Annotated in this window: 20 protein-coding genes; 5 read left to right on the top strand and 15 right to left on the bottom strand. The window is 51.8% G+C overall.

Annotated elements, in window-relative coordinates; all coding sequences use genetic code 11:
* Positions 1-6: 6 nt before the first annotated feature.
* The 7 genes from hpaX to hpaG form a co-directional block, all read right to left on the bottom strand.
* Positions 7-1383 (bottom strand): 4-hydroxyphenylacetate permease, encoded by a 1377-nt coding sequence (gene hpaX / locus ACJHXA_RS18275; RefSeq protein ID WP_001285769.1) that lies wholly within the window; start codon positions 1381-1383, stop codon positions 7-9.
* 174 nt (positions 1384-1557) lie between these two features.
* Positions 1558-2346 carry a 4-hydroxy-2-oxoheptanedioate aldolase gene (gene hpaI, locus ACJHXA_RS18270; RefSeq protein WP_000431705.1) on the bottom strand — a complete coding sequence of 263 codons (789 nt, stop codon included), beginning with the start codon at positions 2344-2346 and terminating at the stop codon, positions 1558-1560.
* Between the two features lie 10 nt (positions 2347-2356).
* Complete coding sequence (gene hpaH, locus ACJHXA_RS18265; protein WP_000459750.1) at positions 2357-3160, bottom strand: 2-oxo-hept-4-ene-1,7-dioate hydratase; 804 nt, start codon at positions 3158-3160, stop codon at positions 2357-2359.
* Between the two features lie 67 nt (positions 3161-3227).
* Entirely contained in the window at positions 3228-3608 is a 381-nt protein-coding gene (locus tag ACJHXA_RS18260; RefSeq protein ID WP_001119868.1) for a 5-carboxymethyl-2-hydroxymuconate Delta-isomerase, read from the bottom strand.
* A gap of 9 nt (positions 3609-3617) precedes the next feature.
* The gene (gene hpaD, locus ACJHXA_RS18255) at positions 3618-4469 is read right to left on the bottom strand and encodes a 3,4-dihydroxyphenylacetate 2,3-dioxygenase (RefSeq protein WP_000516983.1); all 852 of its coding nucleotides are present in this window, start codon (positions 4467-4469) and stop codon (positions 3618-3620) included.
* Position 4470: 1 nt separating this feature from the next.
* Positions 4471-5937, bottom strand: a complete 1467-nt coding sequence (hpaE, locus tag ACJHXA_RS18250) for a 5-carboxymethyl-2-hydroxymuconate semialdehyde dehydrogenase (protein ID WP_000757512.1) — start codon at positions 5935-5937, stop codon at positions 4471-4473.
* Complete coding sequence (hpaG, locus tag ACJHXA_RS18245) at positions 5934-7223, bottom strand: 4-hydroxyphenylacetate degradation bifunctional isomerase/decarboxylase (protein WP_000679076.1); 1290 nt, start codon at positions 7221-7223, stop codon at positions 5934-5936. Before hpaG ends, hpaE begins: the two co-directional genes overlap by 4 nt.
* A gap of 271 nt (positions 7224-7494) precedes the next feature.
* Here hpaG and hpaR point away from each other — a divergent pair, with 271 nt between their 5' ends.
* Both hpaR and tsr read left to right on the top strand, forming a co-directional pair.
* On the top strand, positions 7495-7941 hold the full coding sequence (gene hpaR, locus ACJHXA_RS18240) for a homoprotocatechuate degradation operon regulator HpaR (protein ID WP_000543915.1): 447 nt from the start codon (positions 7495-7497) through the stop codon (positions 7939-7941).
* 118 nt (positions 7942-8059) lie between these two features.
* Entirely contained in the window at positions 8060-9715 is a 1656-nt protein-coding gene (tsr, locus tag ACJHXA_RS18235; RefSeq protein WP_000919572.1) for a methyl-accepting chemotaxis protein, read from the top strand.
* 48 nt (positions 9716-9763) lie between these two features.
* Here the strand turns inward: tsr and ACJHXA_RS18230 are convergent, their stop codons facing one another.
* Together ACJHXA_RS18230 and ACJHXA_RS18225 are read right to left on the bottom strand one after the other, a co-directional pair.
* Positions 9764-11125, bottom strand: coding sequence for an MFS transporter (locus ACJHXA_RS18230; RefSeq protein ID WP_000410129.1), 1362 nt, complete (start codon positions 11123-11125; stop codon positions 9764-9766).
* Between the two features lie 214 nt (positions 11126-11339).
* Positions 11340-12254, bottom strand: a complete 915-nt coding sequence (locus tag ACJHXA_RS18225) for a GntR family transcriptional regulator (RefSeq protein WP_103262139.1) — start codon at positions 12252-12254, stop codon at positions 11340-11342.
* A gap of 138 nt (positions 12255-12392) precedes the next feature.
* Between ACJHXA_RS18225 and lgoD the strand changes: the two genes are divergently transcribed.
* The gene (lgoD, locus tag ACJHXA_RS18220; protein ID WP_000106033.1) at positions 12393-13415 is read left to right on the top strand and encodes an L-galactonate oxidoreductase; all 1023 of its coding nucleotides are present in this window, start codon (positions 12393-12395) and stop codon (positions 13413-13415) included.
* Positions 13416-13553: 138 nt separating this feature from the next.
* On the opposite strand, the gene opgB is transcribed toward lgoD, so the two are convergent.
* From opgB to ACJHXA_RS18190, 6 genes are all read right to left on the bottom strand, one after another.
* Positions 13554-15845 (bottom strand): phosphatidylglycerol--membrane-oligosaccharide glycerophosphotransferase, encoded by a 2292-nt coding sequence (gene opgB / locus ACJHXA_RS18215; protein WP_001292657.1) that lies wholly within the window; start codon positions 15843-15845, stop codon positions 13554-13556.
* Positions 15846-16098: 253 nt separating this feature from the next.
* Positions 16099-16593 (bottom strand): DUF2501 domain-containing protein YjjA, encoded by a 495-nt coding sequence (yjjA, locus tag ACJHXA_RS18210; protein ID WP_021533162.1) that lies wholly within the window; start codon positions 16591-16593, stop codon positions 16099-16101.
* A gap of 48 nt (positions 16594-16641) precedes the next feature.
* Positions 16642-17379: a DNA replication protein DnaC gene (gene dnaC / locus ACJHXA_RS18205; RefSeq protein ID WP_000799911.1), complete on the bottom strand. Its 738-nt coding sequence runs from the start codon at positions 17377-17379 to the stop codon at positions 16642-16644.
* 2 nt (positions 17380-17381) lie between these two features.
* Positions 17382-17921 carry a primosomal protein DnaT gene (gene dnaT / locus ACJHXA_RS18200; protein ID WP_000098818.1) on the bottom strand — a complete coding sequence of 180 codons (540 nt, stop codon included), beginning with the start codon at positions 17919-17921 and terminating at the stop codon, positions 17382-17384.
* Positions 17922-18027: 106 nt separating this feature from the next.
* Entirely contained in the window at positions 18028-18501 is a 474-nt protein-coding gene (locus tag ACJHXA_RS18195; protein WP_000538188.1) for a threonine/serine exporter, read from the bottom strand.
* Entirely contained in the window at positions 18492-19262 is a 771-nt protein-coding gene (locus ACJHXA_RS18190) for a threonine/serine exporter ThrE family protein (RefSeq protein WP_001340933.1), read from the bottom strand. The genes ACJHXA_RS18195 and ACJHXA_RS18190 overlap by 10 nt, the downstream gene beginning before the upstream one ends.
* Positions 19263-19880: 618 nt before the next feature.
* Between ACJHXA_RS18190 and ACJHXA_RS18185 the strand changes: the two genes are divergently transcribed.
* On the top strand, positions 19881-20606 hold the full coding sequence (locus tag ACJHXA_RS18185; protein WP_000936630.1) for a helix-turn-helix domain-containing protein: 726 nt from the start codon (positions 19881-19883) through the stop codon (positions 20604-20606).
* Entirely contained in the window at positions 20564-21241 is a 678-nt protein-coding gene (gene bglJ, locus ACJHXA_RS18180; protein ID WP_001300509.1) for a DNA-binding transcriptional activator BglJ, read from the top strand. The genes ACJHXA_RS18185 and bglJ overlap by 43 nt, the downstream gene beginning before the upstream one ends.
* Positions 21242-21271: the final 30 nt, after the last annotated feature.

Raw genomic sequence — 21271 nt, 5'->3', positions numbered from 1 at the left:
CGTTCCTTACGGGGTCGCTCGCGGACGGGAGGACTGCATTGGAATCGCCCAGATAATCCCCGCACCAATCACCAGCAGCGCGGCAACAAACCACAATCCACTGTTAAAGCTGCCGGTCAAATCTTTCAACCAGCCGATCATAAACGGACTTAACGCTGAACCAATGTTGCCAGTGGCGTTGATCACCGCAATACCGATCGCTCGTGCCCGCAGGCTGATGGACTGATCCGGTGTTGTCCAGAAAATCGCCATTGCGCTGAATGATCCGGTCGAAGCCATAATGATCCCCAGCATCTGGATCATGTTGTGATCAGTTGCCGAAGCCAGTAACCAACCTGCGGCAGCGAACAAATAAGGAAGGGCGGTGTGATGCCTTCGTTCCTGGCGGCGATCTGAGTGACGGCTCCAGTAGACCATCCCGAGAATGGTACAAATCTGCGGTACGGCGGCCAGCAGGCCGATGGTGATATTACTGCTGCCCTGATTAAAACTTTGCAGGATCTGCGGTGTCCAGATGCTGATCGCACTAAGTGTGTTGGTCAGGCAGAAATACGCCAGGGTATACATCATCACCACCGGAGTGAAGATCTCCCGCCACATACTGCGTTGTTGCATGGCGTGGTGGCTGATGGCTCCCTCTGGCTGAACCAGCGTCAGACGATCGTTATCCATCATCTCTTGCAGGCATTTTTTGTCTTCTTTCGTCAGCCACTTAGCTTTGTCCGGTGAGTCATCAAGCCAGAACCACACCATGACGCCGAGTAATACCGACGGGAAGCCTTCCAGCAAAAACAGCCACTGCCAGCCTTTTAATGCCATTACGCCATCCAGCGACAAAATGTAGCCGGAAACGATCGATCCCAACGCTGTCGTTACCGGCATTGCTACCATAAACAAGGCGTTGGCACGGGCGCGGAAATAGGCCGGAAACCAGAAGGTTAAATACAGCAGAATGCCGGGCAGAAAGCCGGCTTCGGTAATGCCAACCAGTATACGCAGTACGTACAAGCTGGTGGGGCCAGTGGCAAACATGGTGGCAGTAGAGGCGATGCCCCAAAGCACCATGATGGTGGCGATCCAGCGCCGCGCACCGACAATACTCAGCATAATGTTGCTGGGAATGCCGAAGATGACATAAGCGGCATAGAACAGGGTGGTAGCGAGGCCAAACATGGTGGCGCTCAGACCGAGGTCGCGTCCCATCGTGAGTCCGGCAAAGCCGATGTTGATGCGATCAAGGAACGAGAAGATAAACAGCACGAACAGAAAGACGATCAGGCGGCGAAACAGCTTCTTAATAACCGCCTGTTGTCCGGCAGTCAGCGCTTTATGCTGATTCGCCGGATCGATACTCTCCGGTATGGCAGGTGAGGTGTCGCTCATTTTTCTTCCTCTAATGGGATTTTTGTAGGGTACGACAAGGTTTATGGCGGATGCGCACAAACGCCTTATCCGGTCCGCGATTTGGTACGGCTTTTTGCCGGATGCGGCGTAAACGCCTTATCCGGCCTACGATTTGGTGCGAGTGTAGGCCGGATAAGTGCAGCGCATCCGGCATTAATACACGCCGGGCTTAACGGTCGTGGCCTGTGCGCCAAACCGTGCTGCCAGCGCTTCAGCGGCGCGGGCGAGCAGGGTGGTGTCAACGCCGACGGCGACAAACAGCGCGCCCAGTTCCAGATAGCGTTTTGCCAGTTGCTCATTGGCGATCAGGATCCCCGGCGCTTTGCCCGCTTCGCGGATCTGCACGATCGCCTGCTCAATCGCGGCCTGTACTTCCGGGTGCTGTGGATTACCGGCATAACCCATATCGGCGCTCAGATCCGCCGGGCCGATAAACACGCCGTCGACCCCTTCCACGTCCAGAATCTGCGGTAAGTTCTTCATTGCCTCACGCGTTTCGATCTGCACCAGCACGCACATTTGATCGTTGGCTTTTTGCAGGTAATCAGGAATACGATTCCAGCGCGAGGCTCGGGCCAGCGCACTGCCCACACCGCGAATACCGGCGGGGGGATAACGGGTGGCGCGTACCGCTTCACGGGCTTCGTCAGCGTTTTGTACCATCGGCACCAGCAAGGTTTGTGTGCCGACGTCCAGCAGTTGTTTGATTTGCACCGGATCGTTCCACGACGGACGTACCACCGGCTGGCTGGGGTAGGGCGCAATCGCCTGTAGCTGGGTGAGCACGGTTTGCACGTTATTCGGCGCGTGCTCACCGTCGATCAACAACCAATCGAATCCTGCTCCGGCCAGTAACTCCGCGCTGTAGCTGCTGCTCAGCCCCAGCCATAATCCAATCTGCGGACGGCCTGCTTTCAGCGCCGCTTTAAAACTGTTTTCCATCGTTCTCTCCTTAAACAAAGCGGCAGCTAATGGAGCCCATGTTGCCGTAATCGACGTGGAAGGTGTCGCCCTTACGCGCCGGAACCGGGCGGGTGAACGAACCGCCGAGAATGATTTGCCCGGCTTCCAGTTGTACGTCATACGGTGCGAGTTTGTTCGCCAGCCAGGCCACGCCGTTTGCCGGATGATTCAGCACACCAGCGGCGACGCCGGTTTCTTCAATCACGCCATTGCGATACATCAGGGCGGAGATCCAACGCAGATCCAGTTCGTCTGGTTTGATCGGACGACCGCCGAGGATCACCCCGGCGTTGGCGGCGTTATCGGAAATGGTGTCGAACACTTTGCGCGGGCGCTGGGTTTCCGGATCGATGTTGTGGCAGCGAGCGTCGATCAGCTCCAGCGCCGGGATCACATAGTCCGTGGCGTTGTAGACGTCGAACAGCGTGCAGTTTGGCCCACGCAGCGGTTTTGCCAGCACGAAAGCCAGCTCCACTTCAATGCGCGGCACGATAAAGCGATCGGTCGGGATATCGCTGCCATCGTGGAAGAACATGTCATCCAGCAGGGCACCGTAATCCGGCTCGCTGATTTGTGAGCTGGCCTGCATCGCTTTCGAGGTCAGGCCGATTTTGTGGCCTTTCAGCGTGCGACCTTCGGCGATTTTCAGTCGAACCCATTCACGCTGCACCGCGTAAGCGTCTTCGATGGTGATCTCCGGGTAATCCAGCGAGATCGCGCGGATCTGTTCGCGCTGTTTTTCTGCCTGATCCAGACGCTGGGCGATCAGGGTGTGGGTGTGTTTATCGAACATAGCGATATCCTGTGGCATTGCCGGATGCGGCTGCGCCTTATCATCCGGCCTGGAAGCTGGTGCAAATTTATTTAAACAACGCGTGCACGTTGTTTTGTTTAAAATTCAGCGTCGGGTGCAGCTCTGCAATCTCAAATGAAAGCGCCAGGTAACGGCTCTCCATCAGTGAGGCGAAGTGCGTTTTAATCAGATCAAACAGCATTTCGCCCACTTCCTGACGGCTTTCCAGGCTGCGCCCGCTGCCGATTTTTAGCGTCATATGCACAAAGGCGTAATCGTGCTTGCCATCAGCCATTTGCCAGGTATCGATCCAGTGCGCCCGGCTACGTATTCCCCCAAGCGGAAAAATCCCCGTTGCCGCCAGTGCAGTGTTAACACTGGCAAACAGCTCAGGTAAGCGGGCTTCTTCACGAATATTTTCAGTACATTCCACGATAAAGTGCGGCATGGTGGTTCCTTACGCGGGAAGCGGGAAAACAGCGTTAACCTGACCGGTGCCAGAGCTTGGGAATAGCTCGGTGATAAACTCCACCTTGCCGTCGTATTTATCCCAGCCGAGCATCCCCAGCAGCATCACCGTGTCGTGCATATTGCCTTCGCCGTAGCAGTAGTCGGCGTACTCCGGCAGCATATTGCAGAACTCTTTGAACTGGCCTTCGCGCCACAACTTCACCACGCGCTCGTCCATCTGGCGGTCGAACTCGCGGGTGTAGCTGTTCATCCCTTCTTCTGCACGCTGATCGTCAATAAAGCGGTGCGATAACGAACCGCTGGCAAGGACCGCCACGGTGCCGTCGTACTGTTCGATCGCTTTCAGAATCGCTTCGCCCAGCTTGCGGCTGTCAGCAAAATCGTGAACCGTGCAGAAAGCCGAAATGGAGACCACTTTGAAGTGCTTGTCTTCATTCATGTAGCGCATCGGTACCAGCGTGCCGTATTCCAGTTTCAGGCTGGGAATGTTGTGCGCTTTTGCCCGCACGCCGAGCTTTAAGGCTTCATCGGCAATAAGCTGCCCCAACTCCGGGTTGCCCTCGTAGTTGTAGGTCATATCGCGGATAAAATGCGGCAGCTCGTTGCTGGTGTAGATGCCTTCAAAATGGTCTGCACAGTTGATGTGATAAGCACTGTTGACCAGCCAGTGGGTATCGAAAACGATAATGGTATCGACGCCCATTTCCCGGCAACGCTTGCTGATCTCTTTATGCCCGTCGATCGCGCCCTGGCGGCAACCGTGGTTTTTCCCTGGCAGTTCAGAGAGATACATCGACGGTACGTGCGTGATCTTGGCGGCTAACGCTAACTTACCCATATCAGACTCCCCATTTCGGAATTGGATGGTCGCCCATGGAAATGCAGACGTTCTTCATTTCCGCGAACACTTCGAAGCTGTACTCACCGCCTTCACGCCCGGTGCCGGAGGCTTTTACGCCGCCAAACGGCTGGCGCAAATCACGCACGTTCTGGGTGTTGACGAACACCATGCCAGCTTCAATGCCACGCGCCAGACGCAGCACTTTGCTGACATCCTGAGTCCAGATGTACGACGCGAGGCCGTACTCCACGTCGTTTGCCAGGCGTAAGCCTTCAGCTTCGTCTTTAAACGGCAGCAGGCAGGCGACCGGCCCGAAAATCTCTTCCTGGGCGACGCGCATACGGTTATCAACGTCTGCCAGCACGGTTGGGCGCAGGAAGTTGCCGCCTTTCAGGTGCGCAGGCAGGTCGGACGGTTTATCCGGGCCGCCCGCCAGCAGGGTTGCGCCTTCTTCAATGCCGAGACGGATATAGCCGGAGACTTTTTCCCAGTGCTGCTGGCTGATAAGCGCGCCAACCTGGGTATTCGGATCGTTCGGATCGCCCACGCGCAGACGGTTGGCGCGTTCGGCAAAGCGTTTAACGAATTCCGGGTAGATGCTTTGCTGAATAAAGATGCGCGAACCGGCGGTGCAGCGTTCGCCGTTGATCGAGAAGATGGTGAACAGGGCGGCGTCCAGCGCGCGTTCAATATCAGCATCTTCAAAAATCAGCACCGGCGATTTACCGCCCAGTTCCATGGAGTATTTTTTCAGCCCGGCGTTTTTCATGATGTTGCGCCCGGTCGCCGTACCGCCGGTGAACGACACGGCACGCACGTCATGATGACGGACCAGCGCATCCCCTGCGGTTGCGCCGTAGCCCTGTACCACGTTCAGCACGCCCGCCGGAATACCAGCTTCCAGCGCCAGCTCACCCAGGCGGTCGGCGGTCAGCGGGGAGAGTTCCGACATTTTCAGTACCGCGGTATTGCCCAGCGCCAGACACGGCGCGACCTTCCAGGTGGCGGTCATAAACGGCACGTTCCACGGTGACACCAGTGCACAAACGCCTACCGGCTGCACCAGCGTGTAGTTGAGCATCTTGTCGTCGACCGGATAAGTCTTGCCGTTCATCTGCTGGCAGACTTCCGCGAAAAATTCAAAGTTGTGAGAAGCGCGTGGGATCAACACATTTTTGGTCTGATGGATCGGCAGGCCCGTGTCCGCGGTTTCCATCGCGGCGATCTCCGGCACGTTCTGGTCGATCAGATCGCCCAGACGGCGCATCAGGCGCGCGCGCTCTTTCATCGGCAGATTGGCCCATTTCGGGAACGCCTCTTTCGCTGCCGCTACCGCCTGATTGATCTCCGCTTCACCGCCGGAGGCCACATCCGCCAGCACTTCACCCGTTGCCGGATTGGTAGTCTGGAAGTAGTCGTTACCTGCAACATTTTTACCGTTGATCCAATGATTTACTTTTTTCATTTCGCTGTTTCCTCACTCACAATTCGGTTCACCAGGCGGCCCACGCCTTCTACTTCCACCACCACTTCATCGCCAGGCACCACGTCAGATAAGCCTTTTGGTGTGCCGGTGGCGATCATGTCGCCCGGATTCAGGGTCATAAATTCGCTTAAGTAGGCGATCAGGAAGGGCACGCTGAAGATCAGATCGGCGGTGGTGCCTTGCTGGCGTAACTCGCCGTTGACGAAGGTGCGAAGGGTCAGATTATGCGGGTCCGGGATCGCCTCTTTCGGCACGATGGTTGAAAGCATCGGCGTCAGTCCGTCGCGGCTTTTGACCCGCAGGTTAGGGCGGTAGTAGTTTTCCAGATAGTCGCGAATGGCGTAGTCGTTACACACGGTGTAGCCCGCGACATAATCCATGGCATCGGCTTCGCTGACGTTACGCGCCTGTTTGCCAATAACTACCACCAGCTCCGCTTCATAGTGCATGTATTCAATATTGTTTGGACGCACGGAGGTCTGGTTATCGCCAGTGAGGGTATTTGGCGCTTTCAGGAACACCAGCGGTTCTTCCGGTGGCTTAAATTCCAGTTCGCTGGCGTGGTCGGCGTAGTTCAGGCCGAGGGCAAACAGCGTGCCGTGCGGGTGTGGCTGCGTTGGGAAGCTCTTGCGCGTGGTCACTTCACGTTCGTCCACTACCGGATTTTCCAGCGGCGGGAAACCTTCTGCGAGAACACGAACGCGATCGCCTGGCTGTATTTCCACGCGCGCCTGTGGCGTGCCGAGCAGAATGGCATCGCCTGGATTCAGTGTGGCAAATTCGCTCAGGGCGCTCAGCAACTGCGCGGCGTTACGTTGTAAATCGGCGGTATTCCAGTGATCGGCAGGACGCCCGTTGATCTCGGTATAGATGGTCAGATTATCGACATTGCTGAGAGCCACGGTTTCGCCAATGGGGCAGAATCCATCACGACATTTTGCTTTGATTGCCGGGCGGTAAAAGCTCTCTTCCGGCAGGCTGACGTCGTTAGCCAGCGCATATCCGGCGATGTACTCTGCCGCATCTTCTTCACCTACTTTCGTCGCCGTTTTTCCCACAATCAGCGCAACAGTCGCACCGCTCAGTACCTTTTCACCCTGTGGAAAGGGAATCGGTTCACCGCAACCAATCACCGTATTGCGCGGTTTAATAAACCAGACCGCAGTTTTAGGCGGGGCTTTGTAGGGGGATTGCTGGAACGCTTCCTGCCATGCATCAAGTTGGCTGCGATGGTTCAACGCTACGGCGAAGATAGTGCCTTTCATTACCACTCCTCGGATTCGATCATTTTAATCATTAATATGTTAATGATTACTTTTATTCCCGATTGCGTAGTTTGGCAAAAGTAAGTGATGTAAATGTGATCTAATTAACAAACTATTTACATTTAAAGATAATAAAATATTAAATATCAGCAAGTTAACAAAATATGCTCAATTTTGATAAAATGAAGAATTGCAGGGGCAGCGCAGTCCCGGTAACGTGATGATTAACTGTTTCTATATTAATGATTTTGAATTTTTCAGGGGAAAGATAATGCACGACTCTCTAACCATTGCGTTGCTCCAGGCGCGAGAAGCGGCGATGAGTTATTTTCGCCCAATCGTTAAACGGCATAATTTGACTGAGCAACAGTGGCGCATCGTGCGTATTCTGGCGGAAAGCCCATCAATGGATTTTCACGATCTGGCGTATCGCGCCTGCATTTTGCGCCCAAGCCTGACCGGGATCCTTACGCGGATGGAACGCGACGGTTTAGTGTTGCGATTAAAGCCGATCAATGATCAGCGGAAGCTCTATATCTCGCTAACCAAAGAGGGGCAGGCGCTGTATAACCGCGCTCAGACACAGATTGAAGAAGCCTATCGGCAGATTGAAGCTCAGTTTACTGCCGAGAAAATGCAACAGTTAACCCATCTGTTAGAGGAATTTATTGCTCTGGGCAATTCCCGACAAGAAGCCATCCCGGGCGATAATGAATAACTTTTTAGTATCTGATAACCAGCGCCTGGTTTTTCCATGGATGGCGGGTTACACCTTTTCATAAAGTTTTTGCTTTCCAGGCCGAAAATCTTGCATCGGTCCACAGGAAAGAGAAACCATGTTAAAACGTATCAAGATCGTGACCAGCTTACTGCTGGTTTTGGCCGTTTTTGGCCTTTTACAACTGACATCAGGCGGTCTGTTCTTTAATGCCTTAAAGAATGACAAAGAAAATTTCACTGTTTTACAAACCATTCGCCAGCAGCAATCCACGCTGAATGGCAGCTGGGTCGCGTTGTTGCAGACGCGTAACACCCTCAACCGCGCGGGTATCCGCTACATGATGGATCAGAATAATATTGGTAGCGGTTCAACCGTTGCTGAGCTGATGCAGAGTGCCAGTATTTCGCTGAAACAGGCGGAAAAAAACTGGGCGGATTACGAAGCGTTGCCGCGTGACCCGCGTCAGAGCACCGCCGCAGCGGCAGAGATCAAACGTAATTACGATATTTATCACAATGCGCTGGCGGAGCTGATCCAACTGTTAGGTGCAGGCAAAATCAACGAGTTCTTTGATCAGCCGACCCAGGGATATCAAGACGGTTTCGAGAAGCAGTATGTGGCTTACATGGAGCAAAACGATCGGCTCTATGATATCGCCGTCAGCGATAACAATGCCTCCTACAGCCAGGCGATGTGGATTCTGGTGGGCGTGATGATCGTCGTACTGGCGGTCATCTTCGCCGTCTGGTTCGGTATTAAAGCCTCGCTGGTAGCGCCAATGAATCGCCTGATTGACAGCATCCGTCATATTGCAGGCGGCGATCTGGTGAAACCGATTGAGGTGGATGGCTCTAATGAGATGGGGCAACTGGCAGAGAGTTTGCGCCATATGCAGGGAGAGCTGATGCGTACCGTCGGTGATGTGCGCAACGGGGCCAATGCCATCTATAGCGGTGCCAGCGAAATCGCTACCGGCAATAACGATCTCTCTTCGCGCACCGAGCAACAGGCCGCTTCGCTGGAAGAGACGGCAGCCAGCATGGAGCAACTGACCGCAACGGTGAAACAGAACGCCGAGAATGCGCGCCAGGCCAGCCATCTGGCATTAAGTGCTTCTGAAACGGCGCAACGGGGCGGCAAAGTGGTAGATAACGTGGTGCAGACTATGCGCGATATCTCCACCAGTTCGCAGAAAATCGCCGATATTATCAGCGTAATTGACGGCATTGCCTTCCAGACCAATATTCTGGCTTTGAACGCGGCGGTTGAAGCAGCGCGTGCGGGTGAGCAAGGGCGCGGTTTTGCGGTGGTTGCGGGAGAAGTGCGTAATCTGGCCCAGCGTAGCGCTCAGGCGGCTCGTGAAATTAAAAGCCTTATTGAAGACTCGGTGGGGAAAGTGGATGTTGGCTCTACACTGGTCGAAAGCGCCGGGGAAACAATGGCGGAGATTGTCAGTGCTGTGACCCGCGTGACGGACATTATGGGCGAAATAGCTTCTGCTTCTGATGAGCAGAGCCGTGGTATCGATCAGGTTGGCTTAGCGGTTGCTGAGATGGACCGGGTAACTCAACAGAACGCCGCGCTGGTGGAAGAATCTGCCGCCGCCGCCGCCGCGCTGGAAGAGCAGGCCAGTCGCCTGACCGAAGCAGTGGCAGTGTTCCGGATTCAGCAACAGCAGCGTGAAACATCGGCTGTGGTAAAAACCGTGACGCCAGCTGCGCCGCGTAAAATGGCCGTGGCAGATAGCGAGGAGAACTGGGAAACATTTTAATCGCCATGAAAATGCCCGATAAGCAAAATGTTATCGGGCATAAGGAGATTAATCTTTACGTGGGTCGTTGATCGGCTGACGAACCAGGAAGATGTACGCCAGTGCCCCCGCTGCGGTGACGCAACCGCAGATGATTAGTGCCAGACGGAATGAGTGGGTGGTATCAACAATAAAACCAGTAATGATCGGCGCAAAAGAGGCGCAGATGAAGCTGGCAAAGTTCTGGATACTGCCCACCGACGCAGTCATGCGAGAAGCAACTGCGACGTGGATCAAGCCCCAGCAGGATGTTCCGGCAAAGTGAATACAGAACAGTGCCATGCCAATCAGCAGAACCGCCGTCATGGATGTTGTCGCTTGTGGTACGACCAGCGTAAAGGCGGCAGAACAGAACATCCCGGCAATAATGCAGATCTTACGGCTTTTAATCGGAGCCATTCCCCCTTTGACCAGCCAGTCAGTAACGTAACCGTTGACCAGCATCCCGGCAGCCCCAAACAGGAAAGGGATAGCCGCCATCAACCCTGTGCTTTTTAAATCCAGGTTATAGGCTGTTTGCAGGTAACCAGGAAGCCAGGCCAGATACAGCCACGCAGTGTAGTTGATGCCACTGAATCCGAGCATCATTCCCCACATTGTACGGTTACGGAACAGGCTGCGCCATTCGGCAAAACTGAGCGGATCTCGGCGGGCATTGACGCTACCTGCATTGAGATAAGCTTGTTCAACGGCAGTCAGTTCTACGTGCTCGCGGTTGCGATAGAGCATATACCAGCCGATGGCGAGAAAAATCCCCAGTACACCAATGGTAATAAACATCCCGCGCCAGCCCATCACCAGCATCATCGCCGCCAGAATCGGTGGGCTTACGGCAACGCCAATGGTAGAAGCTGCGTTGAAGAAGCCCATCGGGCGTCCGCGCTCTTTGATGTTGAACCAGTCGTTAATGACTTTTACACCGCATGGGTTCATCGGCGCTTCACCAATCCCCATACCGATACGCACCAACACGAACTGCGTAAAGTTGTGCACCATGCCAGACATTGCCTGGAACAGTGACCAGAAGAACATCCCCAGTCCCAGCATCAGGCGTGGGCCTTTACGATCCAATAGTGGGCCGCAAGGAAGTTGCGCAATCCCGTAAGCGAGTGAAAACACGGAGAGCAAAGCGCCGATTTCGGTGGCACTTAATCCCAATTCTTCACGAATCGTTAAATTTGCTACCGACAGCGAACTGCGGTCGAGATAATTGATTACCGCCGCAAAAAATAATAACAACATGGCGGTGGTTTGAATGCGTTTAATTCGGGTACTGCGTTGAACTAATCCATCTGGTGGCACGGGAATATCTGCCGACGAAGATGGAGTAAATGAAGAACGCGGATCGAGGGTGATATTTTCTTTTTCCACGCCGGACTCCTGTATTTATAATTTTAATTGTTTACGTAATTGTGAATTACGCAAGGTTGACATTAACGGCAGGTTAAAGTTTTAGGACTTTACTACCGCTCACAAAAAAATTTTTAGTCGACTGATTGTGAGCATAGGTAAGCGGGAATTTCCCGGTATTTATCTTTTGATAAAACCGTGCACCCGCTAATAGTTTGCTGTTTTTAATCCGTACTTAATGAGCATAACGCGTGTTCTCATTAATGGCTCGAATCATTGATTGTTTAGCTGAATTCAAATGGTTACGGAGCGCAAGGGTGGCATCAAGGTCACTGCGGCAAATCAGAGCGCTGAGAATGGTCATATGCTCATCGACGGCAATGATATTGCGCTGTTTAAGATCGCTTTCGTCCCATTGATAGTGAAAATGAAAGATGACTGAGATGATCTCAAGCGATTGATCAAAAAAGATATTGTCGGCAGCTGAAAGCAGTAAGGAGTGAAAATCTCTGTCAAGTTGCGAGAACATGCGAAAGCTATTGCCGATGTTGTCACGCAGTAGCCGATGACGTTCGAGCATGGTTTTCGCCTGCAGCCAGCGGGGATCATGATCAGGCAGGTTGAGAAAGTGCTGAAGTGAATGTGTTTCGAGCATTTCGCGTAGCTCAAACAGCTGCTCGGCGTAGGATTGATCGAATTGCTTCATGCTCCACTGGCCGCGTTTTTCGCTTTGAATAAGATTATAACGGCCGAATTTTAAAAGATATTCTCTTACAACCACCGGGCTGACACCCGCGGCCCGAGCCAGTTGCAGTTCAGAAAAAGTTTCCCCAGGGCGTAACTGACGCTGGTTTATCATCGTGAAAAAAGCCTGCTCAAACACTTTGTTTTGTTCACTCATTGAAGCGGTAGTACAGGCGAAACCGTCATCATGGTCAGGTTTACGCGCAATAACATAGTCGTTTCCAACCTGCGTTAAGACGCCGCATTCGCGTAAGTGGCTGAGAATATGACGCACTGTTGTGCGGCTGATGTTGTACATTTCCGCCAGCGCACTTTGCGATGGAAGTGGGGAAGGGATATGACCCCGCGCCATATCATCAATGACCTGGTTAATCACATTGTGGCGTAAATTTTGTGAACGACTCATATTTTCCTCCTTGTGAGTCCATTAAAACCCGATTTAAAACATTTTTATGCGTGTGTTTTCACAAAACAGATTTTCCGTTCCGCTGCCATTTTTCATTTTCATTGATATCTAAGGCAACAAAAAATGGAGAGCCGAATCATGTCTACGATGAATGTTTTAATTTGCCAGCAGCCGAAAGAATTAGTCTGGAAACAACGCGAGATACCTATTCCGGGTGACAATGAAGCATTAATAAAAATTAAGTCTGTCGGGATTTGCGGTACCGATATTCATGCCTGGGGTGGAAATCAACCATTTTTTAGTTATCCACGTGTTTTAGGCCATGAAATATGTGGGGAGATTGTTGGGCTGGGTAAAAATATTGCTGATCTTAAAAATGGTCAGCAAGTTGCTGTGATCCCTTATGTTGCCTGTCAGCAATGCCCGGCGTGTAAAAGCGGGCGTACCAATTGCTGTGAAAAAATTTCAGTCATTGGCGTGCATCAGGATGGCGGTTTTAGTGAGTATTTGAGCGTGCCGGTGGCGAACATTTTGCCCGCAGACGGTATTGACCCGCAGGCGGCAGCATTGATTGAACCTTTCGCTATTAGCGCTCATGCGGTGCGTCGCGCAGCCATTGCTCCCGGCGAGCAGGTGCTGGTGGTCGGGGCGGGGCCAATCGGTCTGGGCGCGGCGGCAATCGCTAAAGCCGATGGCGCACAGGTGGTGGTGGCGGATACCAGTCCAGCGCGCCGTGAACATGTGGCAACGCGTCTGGAATTACCTGTACTGGACCCGTCAGCCGAAGATTTTGACGCGCAGCTACGGGCGCAGTTTGGTGGTTCGCTGGCGCAGAAAGTGATCGACGCGACAGGTAATCAACATGCGATGAATAACACCGTGAATCTGATTCGTCACGGCGGCACGGTGGTATTTGTCGGCCTGTTTAAAGGTGAGTTGCAGTTTTCCGATCCGGAATTCCATAAAAAAGAAACGACGATGATGGGCAGCCGCAACGCCACGCCGGAAGATTTCGCTAAAGTCGGTCGACTGATGGCAGAAGGGAAAATCACTGCCGACATGATGTTAACCCATCGCTATCCGTTCGCCACGCTGGCAGAAACCTACGAGCGCGATGTGATTAACAATCGTGAGTTGATTAAGGGTGTAATTACTTTCTGATAAGGCGAGATTATTAAAGTTGCCATGCAGCGTCCGGGGAAGTGTTGGGCGCTGTTTTTTTCTGTTTCTCAATGATGTTTTGTAGGCCGGAGAAGGTGTGTAGGTCGCACCTTATGCGACCTACACATCAGTCAGGAATTACCCTTCACGTTCCACAACTTTAATTTCCACCATGCCGATCCCGAGCTTACGCGGCGAGTGTCCGAGGATATTCCCTTCGTTGGTTGAGACAGGTTCCGGCGGCACAATTACCAGTGTGTCGGCATCGGTTGGGTTATCGAAATGCAGTGTGGTGGTGGTTACTTCATTGCCCAGCACAAGAGTTTGTTCTTCATTGCCTACGCGTACCGGAATAGGACGGCTGGCGTTATTGCCGTATGCTTTGGCGGTAATCACCAGGTCAAATTTCTTCGGCAGCGGATGCTTGTACTCGATTTTTACTTCATCGCCCAGCTGAGCGTTGGACCAGCGGCCCCACGACTCCGGACGGGAAATCCCGCTAAACTGTTTCACCTCTTCTGGCGCACCGGCGACGTTGAAGATGAAACTGTCGGCTTTGTAGCGAATATCGTTATCAACAATTTTCAGCGTATCGACATTGCTTTTGTAACGCGCCATGTCGATGACCGTATCTTTAAATGCCGTTTTGCCCTTCCACATTGTTTTATCAACATGCTGGACAATTTGCTGACCGCCAAGCTGCCCCTGCGAGACACACCAGTCGGTGGAGAGTGCCAGTTCCGGAGCCCAAAGTTGTGCCATCTTGTAGCAACGGTCAACCCAGACGAAATTGTCGCGTGGAGCGAAATCGGCCAGCTGGAAACGCAGCGGTGCTGAGTATTCACTTTCCGGCAGCGGTTCTACGCGCTTGTCTGAAACCCGCAACAGCAGCGGCAAACGGAAATGGCTACCCGAGAAGGCAATCATGTTTTTCTGCTGGTCGATAGTGAACTCTTTCATCTCTTTAGGGAATTTCCACAGGCGGATGATATCCGGCTTCCACGCCAATGTTTTCTCTTTGATATTGAGGAAGATTTCCGACATCGACTGCCCGGATAAACTGCTACGACCAAGTCCGAGATAGTTATCGCCACCGAGAATGTCCAGCACCGTCGCGCCGTTATCCATCGTGTTACGCTTCACTGCCAGCGTCTCTTGCTGCGGCTTGTCGCCACGAATGACAAAAAACAGGTTATTGCGATCCTGCTTATTAAGGTATTTCCACGCCGTGTTGTTCATCGCTAAATGGTCAGAAGAGACGACGATGACGGTATCTTTAAACCACGGTGACGCTTTGATTTTGTTGATAAACGCCGCGATATTCTCCTGGCTGCAACTTACCGCGCTGAATGACTGGTTCGGCTTACCGTCAAAATCATATTTTTTGCGGTTACAGGTACGCGAGATAAAACCATCCGGGTGATGGGTATCGACTGTCAGGGTAAACAGTGAGAATCGCTGACCTGAGCGGGAAAGCTCTTCAAACTTTTTCCACGCTTCATCGAGAACGGTATCGTCGTAGAATCCCCAGTCGTTGCGATAGTGCGGGTCGGCCACCACGCTTTTCAGCTCTTCTGAGCCGTATAAGTGGTCGAAGCCATGCGACTTCAGGAACACATCTTTACCGGCAAAACGCAGATTCGCGCCCTGCACGAAATAGTTCTGATAACCCGAGTTTTTCAGGATATCGCCCAGACAGATGTTCTGCGGGAAGAAGCTGGAGACAGAGGCGGAGGCGTTGCCTTCAAAGGGGGCAAACAGCGGTATGCCGCACTGAGAAGCCACCATGCCCGCAATCGTGTAATCCGTTCCTGGCAGCTGCTGCGTGTGGCTGAAATCCAGGCCTTCATTTTTCAACGCGCCCAGTTCAGGCGTGAGATCCGGGAAAGCTTCGTTATCAAAATAGGTCCGCTCGAGACTTTCGCCGTAGATATAAACCAGGTTGAGTTTCGGGTCAGGGATAGTTTTCGACGGCTCTTTATAATAAGCCGCAAAGTCCGGGTCGCCATCGCGTGACTGGGATTTCACCAGTTCCGTTATCTGACGAAATGCCGGGCTGGCGTCCACCGAACCCAGCGCCAGTAAGAGCGCCAGCAGGCTGTAACCAAAATGGTGCGGATGATGGCGACGACGGCGCAGGATCCAGCCCAGCGCACCGAACACCGCTGTCAGCCCCAGCACAATGCCGATACCCGGCAGGATGTATTTGCTGACGCCAGCACCGGTCAGGCTGTTGGTTAAGGTATAGAGAACCGCGTCGTTAATACCATCGCCAGTAAAATAGTCGCTGGCAAACAGGGTGATATTTAAAACGACAAATAGCCCCAGCACCGTTAATGTGGCTGCAAACCACCAGGTGTTACGTCCCGCTTTCCATGCGTAAATCAGCACAGAGGCGAGAAAAAGGGCGAAAGAGAGTAGTTCTGACAACGGGCGATCCTCACTAAACCGGGCCGTTTAGCCAACGTTTAAGCTTTTTGAGAAGCACAATGTAATGGCGTCGCCATATTGCTGCAATTCTAGTGTCAAAAAAATGCGATGTTGTTAGGAATTAGTTTATAAACAGACTTTTTTGATCGCGGTCGCTTCCCGTGTAACAGGGGGAAAACCGTCCAGGAGCAGGGAAAAGGGCAGGAGAGAGCCGCGTCAGCCGGGTAACAGCTAAAACGCGGCGTTTCGCGGTTCAGGAAATGAAGTTCAGCCCCTGCTTTAACACCAGATCGCAGGCTTTGGTTTTCACCTTTTCTGCCAGCGGAGTCGTTCCGATGTTATCCAGATTGAGTTGCTGACCATCTTTGGTTTTCAGCAAACCCTGAATGCCGTCCAGATAGTTGGTGTCTTCTTTTTGCTCTTCACTGTTCAGGCCCAGCTTTTCCAGCACCTGATTCTTGATGTTTTCGGCATCGGTTACCGACGCCAGCTTTTGCTTCGCGCAGTATTGCAGAATGCCTGCGGCATTGTTCATGTTATCTGCGCTTAAGGCCTGGTTTCCGCTGCTAAGCAAGTTAGTTAATGACGCGAGCGACCAACCGCCTTCCTGTGTCGTGCTGTTTTGGTTGCCAAGTTCGCTGGTGGCGCTGGAGAGCGCATCTTTCCAGGACGCAGCATGCACCCCGGTGGAAATTAATGCGCTGGCGGCAATGGCACAGCACAGAAGATGTTTAACAGTTTTCATCATCATTACTCAAGGTGGAATTGTGTCGCAGTATACCGCCAGAAACGGGGATTAATACTCTTTACCTGTTACCCGGCTACGGTAGCTATCCCAGTTGAAGATCACCCACAAACTGTTACCCAGGCGCATACGGTCCATCACGCGTTCGCCCAGCAACTTGGTCATCTCTTCCATATTACTGTTGGTCAGCATCCCGGTTGGGCGTTTGGAAGAAGAGCGGCGATCGACGATCTGGTTGATGATCACTTTTTCGTATTTCGATTCGGTCTGCACGCCGATCTCATCGATCACCAGCAGATCAACGTTGCTCAGATCGTTAAGCAGTTGTTCTTCGCTGGTACCGCTATTCCTGAAGGTATCTTTCATCGCCGACATAATATCGGCCACGGTGATGATCAATACGGATTTACCGCGTAGCAGCAGCTCGTTGCAGATTGCCGCCGCCAGATGGTTTTTGCCGGTTCCTGGCTTACCAGAAAAGATAAAGCTGGCGATGTTGCCGTCAAACTCTTCGACATACTGGCGCGCTTTGCTTAACGCATTCATCTGCCCTTCACACTCAACGCGATAGTTCTCAAAGGAGCAGTTCTGATGCAGTGGACGAATACCGGAGCGGTTAAAGGTGCGCTGCATTTTCATCGCCCGATTTTCACGTTCGAGAGCGGCGGAGCGGATCGCCCCTTGTTCTTTTTGCCAGGCCAGTAGTTCTTCACCCGTTTTGAATGCGGGTTTGATATGGGCAGGCATCATTTTTTGCAGGCGTTGCATCAGGTCGCCAACGTTTTTCATCGTTACCCTCTGAATCCTGGTGGAATTTGGCTGTCAGGTTCGCTGACCGTATTCACATCTCGTTTCGGCAGTCCGCCGTTGCTGGCACGACCGATTTGCAGGCTGCGCGCCAGTTTTTGTTGCCACTGCACATGGTGAAAGACTTTACCTTCCGCCTGCCAGTAGGCAATGAATGAGGCCAGTTCTTCGGTGGTTACCGGCTCTCTTAGCGCCACGCCCCATAGCGCCGCCAGGCGGATAAAGTCGGCATCGGGTTGCCAGTCCGGATACATGGCGAATTTCCCCATGGGGACAGCAACGGGAGCGGCTTGCGGTTCCTGATAGAGTTGATCGTCCAGAGCGACATCGCTTCCCGGACGCGCCAGCTTTTCTTCCAGCGCCAGCAGTTCAGCCAGGCGTGCAGGCGTGACGGCATAAAACGCCGGGGCATTGTTAGCAAATACGGCAACCACACCGCCTTCAGCTTTTGCCAGAACGGTTTGGTGATCGTGTACCAGGGCGTCAATACCAACGACGTCCGGGGTCAAAACTCTGGAAGACATACTGTTTCTCAAATATGGAACGATGAACGAGAAGGGAGATAACTTTTATAGTAACACACGGAGGAGAGGAGGCTGTCTCTCATCCGTGTGCTTAAGCGAGGCAATTTTATACGCGAGGGCGCTTGCGGTACAACCATAATCCAGGAATGGAAAGACCGATGGATAACGCACCAACAATCGATGAAGCTGTAAGAAAGTTGGTTAACAGGGTAATCATCAACGGTTCGCTGTAACCTAACTGGCTGATTTTTACCGCCGAAATCATTGCGGTATAAGCCGATATGCCCGGGAACATAGGGATAACGGCCGCCACGGTAAACACTTTCGGATGCGCCAGATACCAGCGCGACCATTGAATACCAATGGTGCCGACCAGCATAGAAGCCATAAAAGTTGACCACTCAATATTCAGCCCGCTGGTCATTAAGATCATTCGTGAACCATGACCAATCGCGCCAAGCAGCGCACACCAGCGTAACGCCCGAACGGGAACGTTGAACACCATCGCAAAGCCGACCGCAGGAATGGCGGCGAGGATCATATCCTGCGCCAACGCTAACAGAAATTCGATCACACCCATCCGCGTAGCCCCCAAATCGTCAGTGCCATCACTACGCCGACGCAGGTAGCCAGTGTCAGCAGACTGGCGATCGCCCAGCGTGCCAGTCCGGTATTGATGTGGCCTTTAAACATATCGGCGACGGCATTAATCAACGGAAATCCCGGCACCAGCAGCAGAACGCTGGCGGCCATCGCGATAGTGGGTGTATTGCTGAAAGTGGGAAGTTGCAAAAGCAATCCGGAAATGGTGGTGGCGGCGAAAGCGGTAAGGCAAAAGTTGATTTGTGGATGAAGATGACGTTGTGCCAGCAGCTGGCGGATATACATCGCGGCCGTACTGGCAAAGAAGGTGATGACGGCACCATCCCAGCCACCTTTATTGAGTTTACAGAAACAGGCACAAGAAAGGCCAACCATTAAGGCTACCAGCCATCTTGGGTAACGTAATGGCTGAATTTGGCTAAATCGTTTCTCTACGCCTTTGTAATCCAGCAGATGGTGCTCCGCCAGAATCACAATGTGCTGGACTTCAGTCACCACATGCATATTAATGCCGCGATCGTGATTTTTACGTGTCGATGTCAGGCATTGCCCATCTTTAATGGTTGTCAGCACTATGGCGTTCGAAGAGATAGAACTTTCGACGCTGTCCATCCCCAACGCCCGACCCAGTCGTGAGGAAAGCTCATCAACCAACGCGCTTTCCGCACCATGTTGCAAAAGAAATAATCCACACTGGATACAAAGCCGTGTTACGGCTCGCTGTTGCTCAGTTTGCATAACTCGCCCTTTGTCATAGACGTGCTGCGTATTGTTCAGATAATGAGAATCCATTTGTATCATGAAGCACGGTTGTTTTGCGGTAGGTTAAGATCAAAATTGCGCTGATTAATCCTGGTTATCGGGACAAGCTCGGTGATAAAAAGCGAATTATCTCTCGCCGCAAACAAACTATCACATGAATATTATCACTATAATGAATTTATTGTTTGGCCTTTACGAATCAGGATAATAGATAACCGGGCACGTTTTTTAATGTTAACAAGTTAAAACCATCAGATTTCATTGAATAAATATTGGTTGTGTGATTTTTCATTCTGCGGGAAGGGATATCATTTAATTATAAATTAAATGAATGTGATTTCTGTTTTTCATTAAGTATTCCTAACAACTTAATGTAGATATTTTAAATGTCTCCAGGCTATTTCACCAGGTTATCATTTGATGCTAACCTTCTGACACATGCAGTGGAGTTGTTGTGCAGCAGGAGTATGCTGATATGAAAGTGAATGCTAAGGATAATTTATTCGCTTAATCTATTAATTTGCTGGAAACATTTAAGGAATGAATATCCTGAATAAACCATCATGATTTTTAGACAGTGGATGTGGAGGAAATATGTTGCCAGGATGCTGCAAAAATGGAATTGTTATCAGTAAAATACCTGTTATGCAAGCAGGGTTAAAAGAGGTCATGAGGACTCACTTCCCTGAATATGAAATAATATCCAGCGCCTCTGCGGAGGACCTTACCTTATTACAATTACGTCGTTCCGGATTAGTCATTGCTGATTTAGCCGGTGAAAGTGAAGATCCTCGTTCTGTTTGTGAACATTATTATTCTTTAATCTCACAATATCGGGAAATTCACTGGGTTTTCATGGTGTCACGCTCCTGGTATTCCCAGGCAGTAGAATTGCTCATGTGCCCTACGGCGACGTTATTGTCTGATGTTGAACCCATTGAGAATCTGGTCAAGACCGTACGTTCCGGCAATACGCACGCAGAGCGTATCAGCGCCATGCTGACCTCTCCGGCAATGAATGAAACTCATGATTTTAGCTATCGCTCCGTCATTCTCACTCTTTCAGAGCGCAAGGTACTGCGGCTATTAGGTAAAGGATGGGGCATCAACCAGATAGCTTCGTTGCTTAAGAAAAGTAATAAAACTATCAGCGCCCAAAAAAACAGTGCTATGCGTCGACTGGCAATTCACAGCAACGCTGAAATGTATGCATGGATAAATAGCGCGCAGGGTGCAAGAGAACTTAACTTGCCTTCTGTTTATGGAGATGCCGCAGAATGGAACACAGCCGAATTAAGAAGAGAAATGTCGCACTCATAGAAAAATGCGTCATGAGCAGTATCGGTATTGAGAGTTTATTCAGAAAGTTTGCGGGTAACCCTTATAAGCTCCATACCTATACCAGTCAGGAGTCATTTCAGGATGCCATGTCGCGGATCTCATTTGCGGCGGTCATTTTTTCTTTTTCTGCCATGAGAAGTGAGCGCAGAGAGGGATTATCTTGCCTGACTGAACTGGCGATTAAGTTTCCGCGTACCCGGCGTTTAGTTATTGCGGATGATGATATTGAAGCTCGGCTGATTGGTTCATTGTCGCCATCACCGCTGGACGGTGTATTAAGTAAAGCGTCAACGCTGGAGATTTTTCATCAGGAACTCTTTTTGTCATTAAATGGTGTACGTCAGGCGACCGACCGACTGAACAATCAGTGGTACATTAACCAAAGCCGGACGCTAAGCCCGACGGAGAGAGAAATATTGCGCTTTATGTCGCGTGGCTACTCAATGACACAAATTGCCGAGCAGCTTAAACGCAATATCAAAACGATCCGTGCACATAAATTTAATGTGATGTCGAAACTGGGCGTCAGTTCTGATGCAGGGTTGTTGGAGGCCGCAGATATTCTGTTATGTATGCGGCATTGCGAAGCAAGTAATGTGTTGCATCCCTATTAATCTGCATGATGCCGGGTTTACTTCCCCGGC

Source organism: Escherichia sp. WS33 (genome assembly GCF_046486385.1).
In the GTDB taxonomy this organism is placed as follows: domain Bacteria; phylum Pseudomonadota; class Gammaproteobacteria; order Enterobacterales; family Enterobacteriaceae; genus ECMA0423.
The sequence above is the reverse complement of the archived record's forward strand: the minus strand, read 5'-3'. Positions and strand labels throughout refer to the sequence as shown.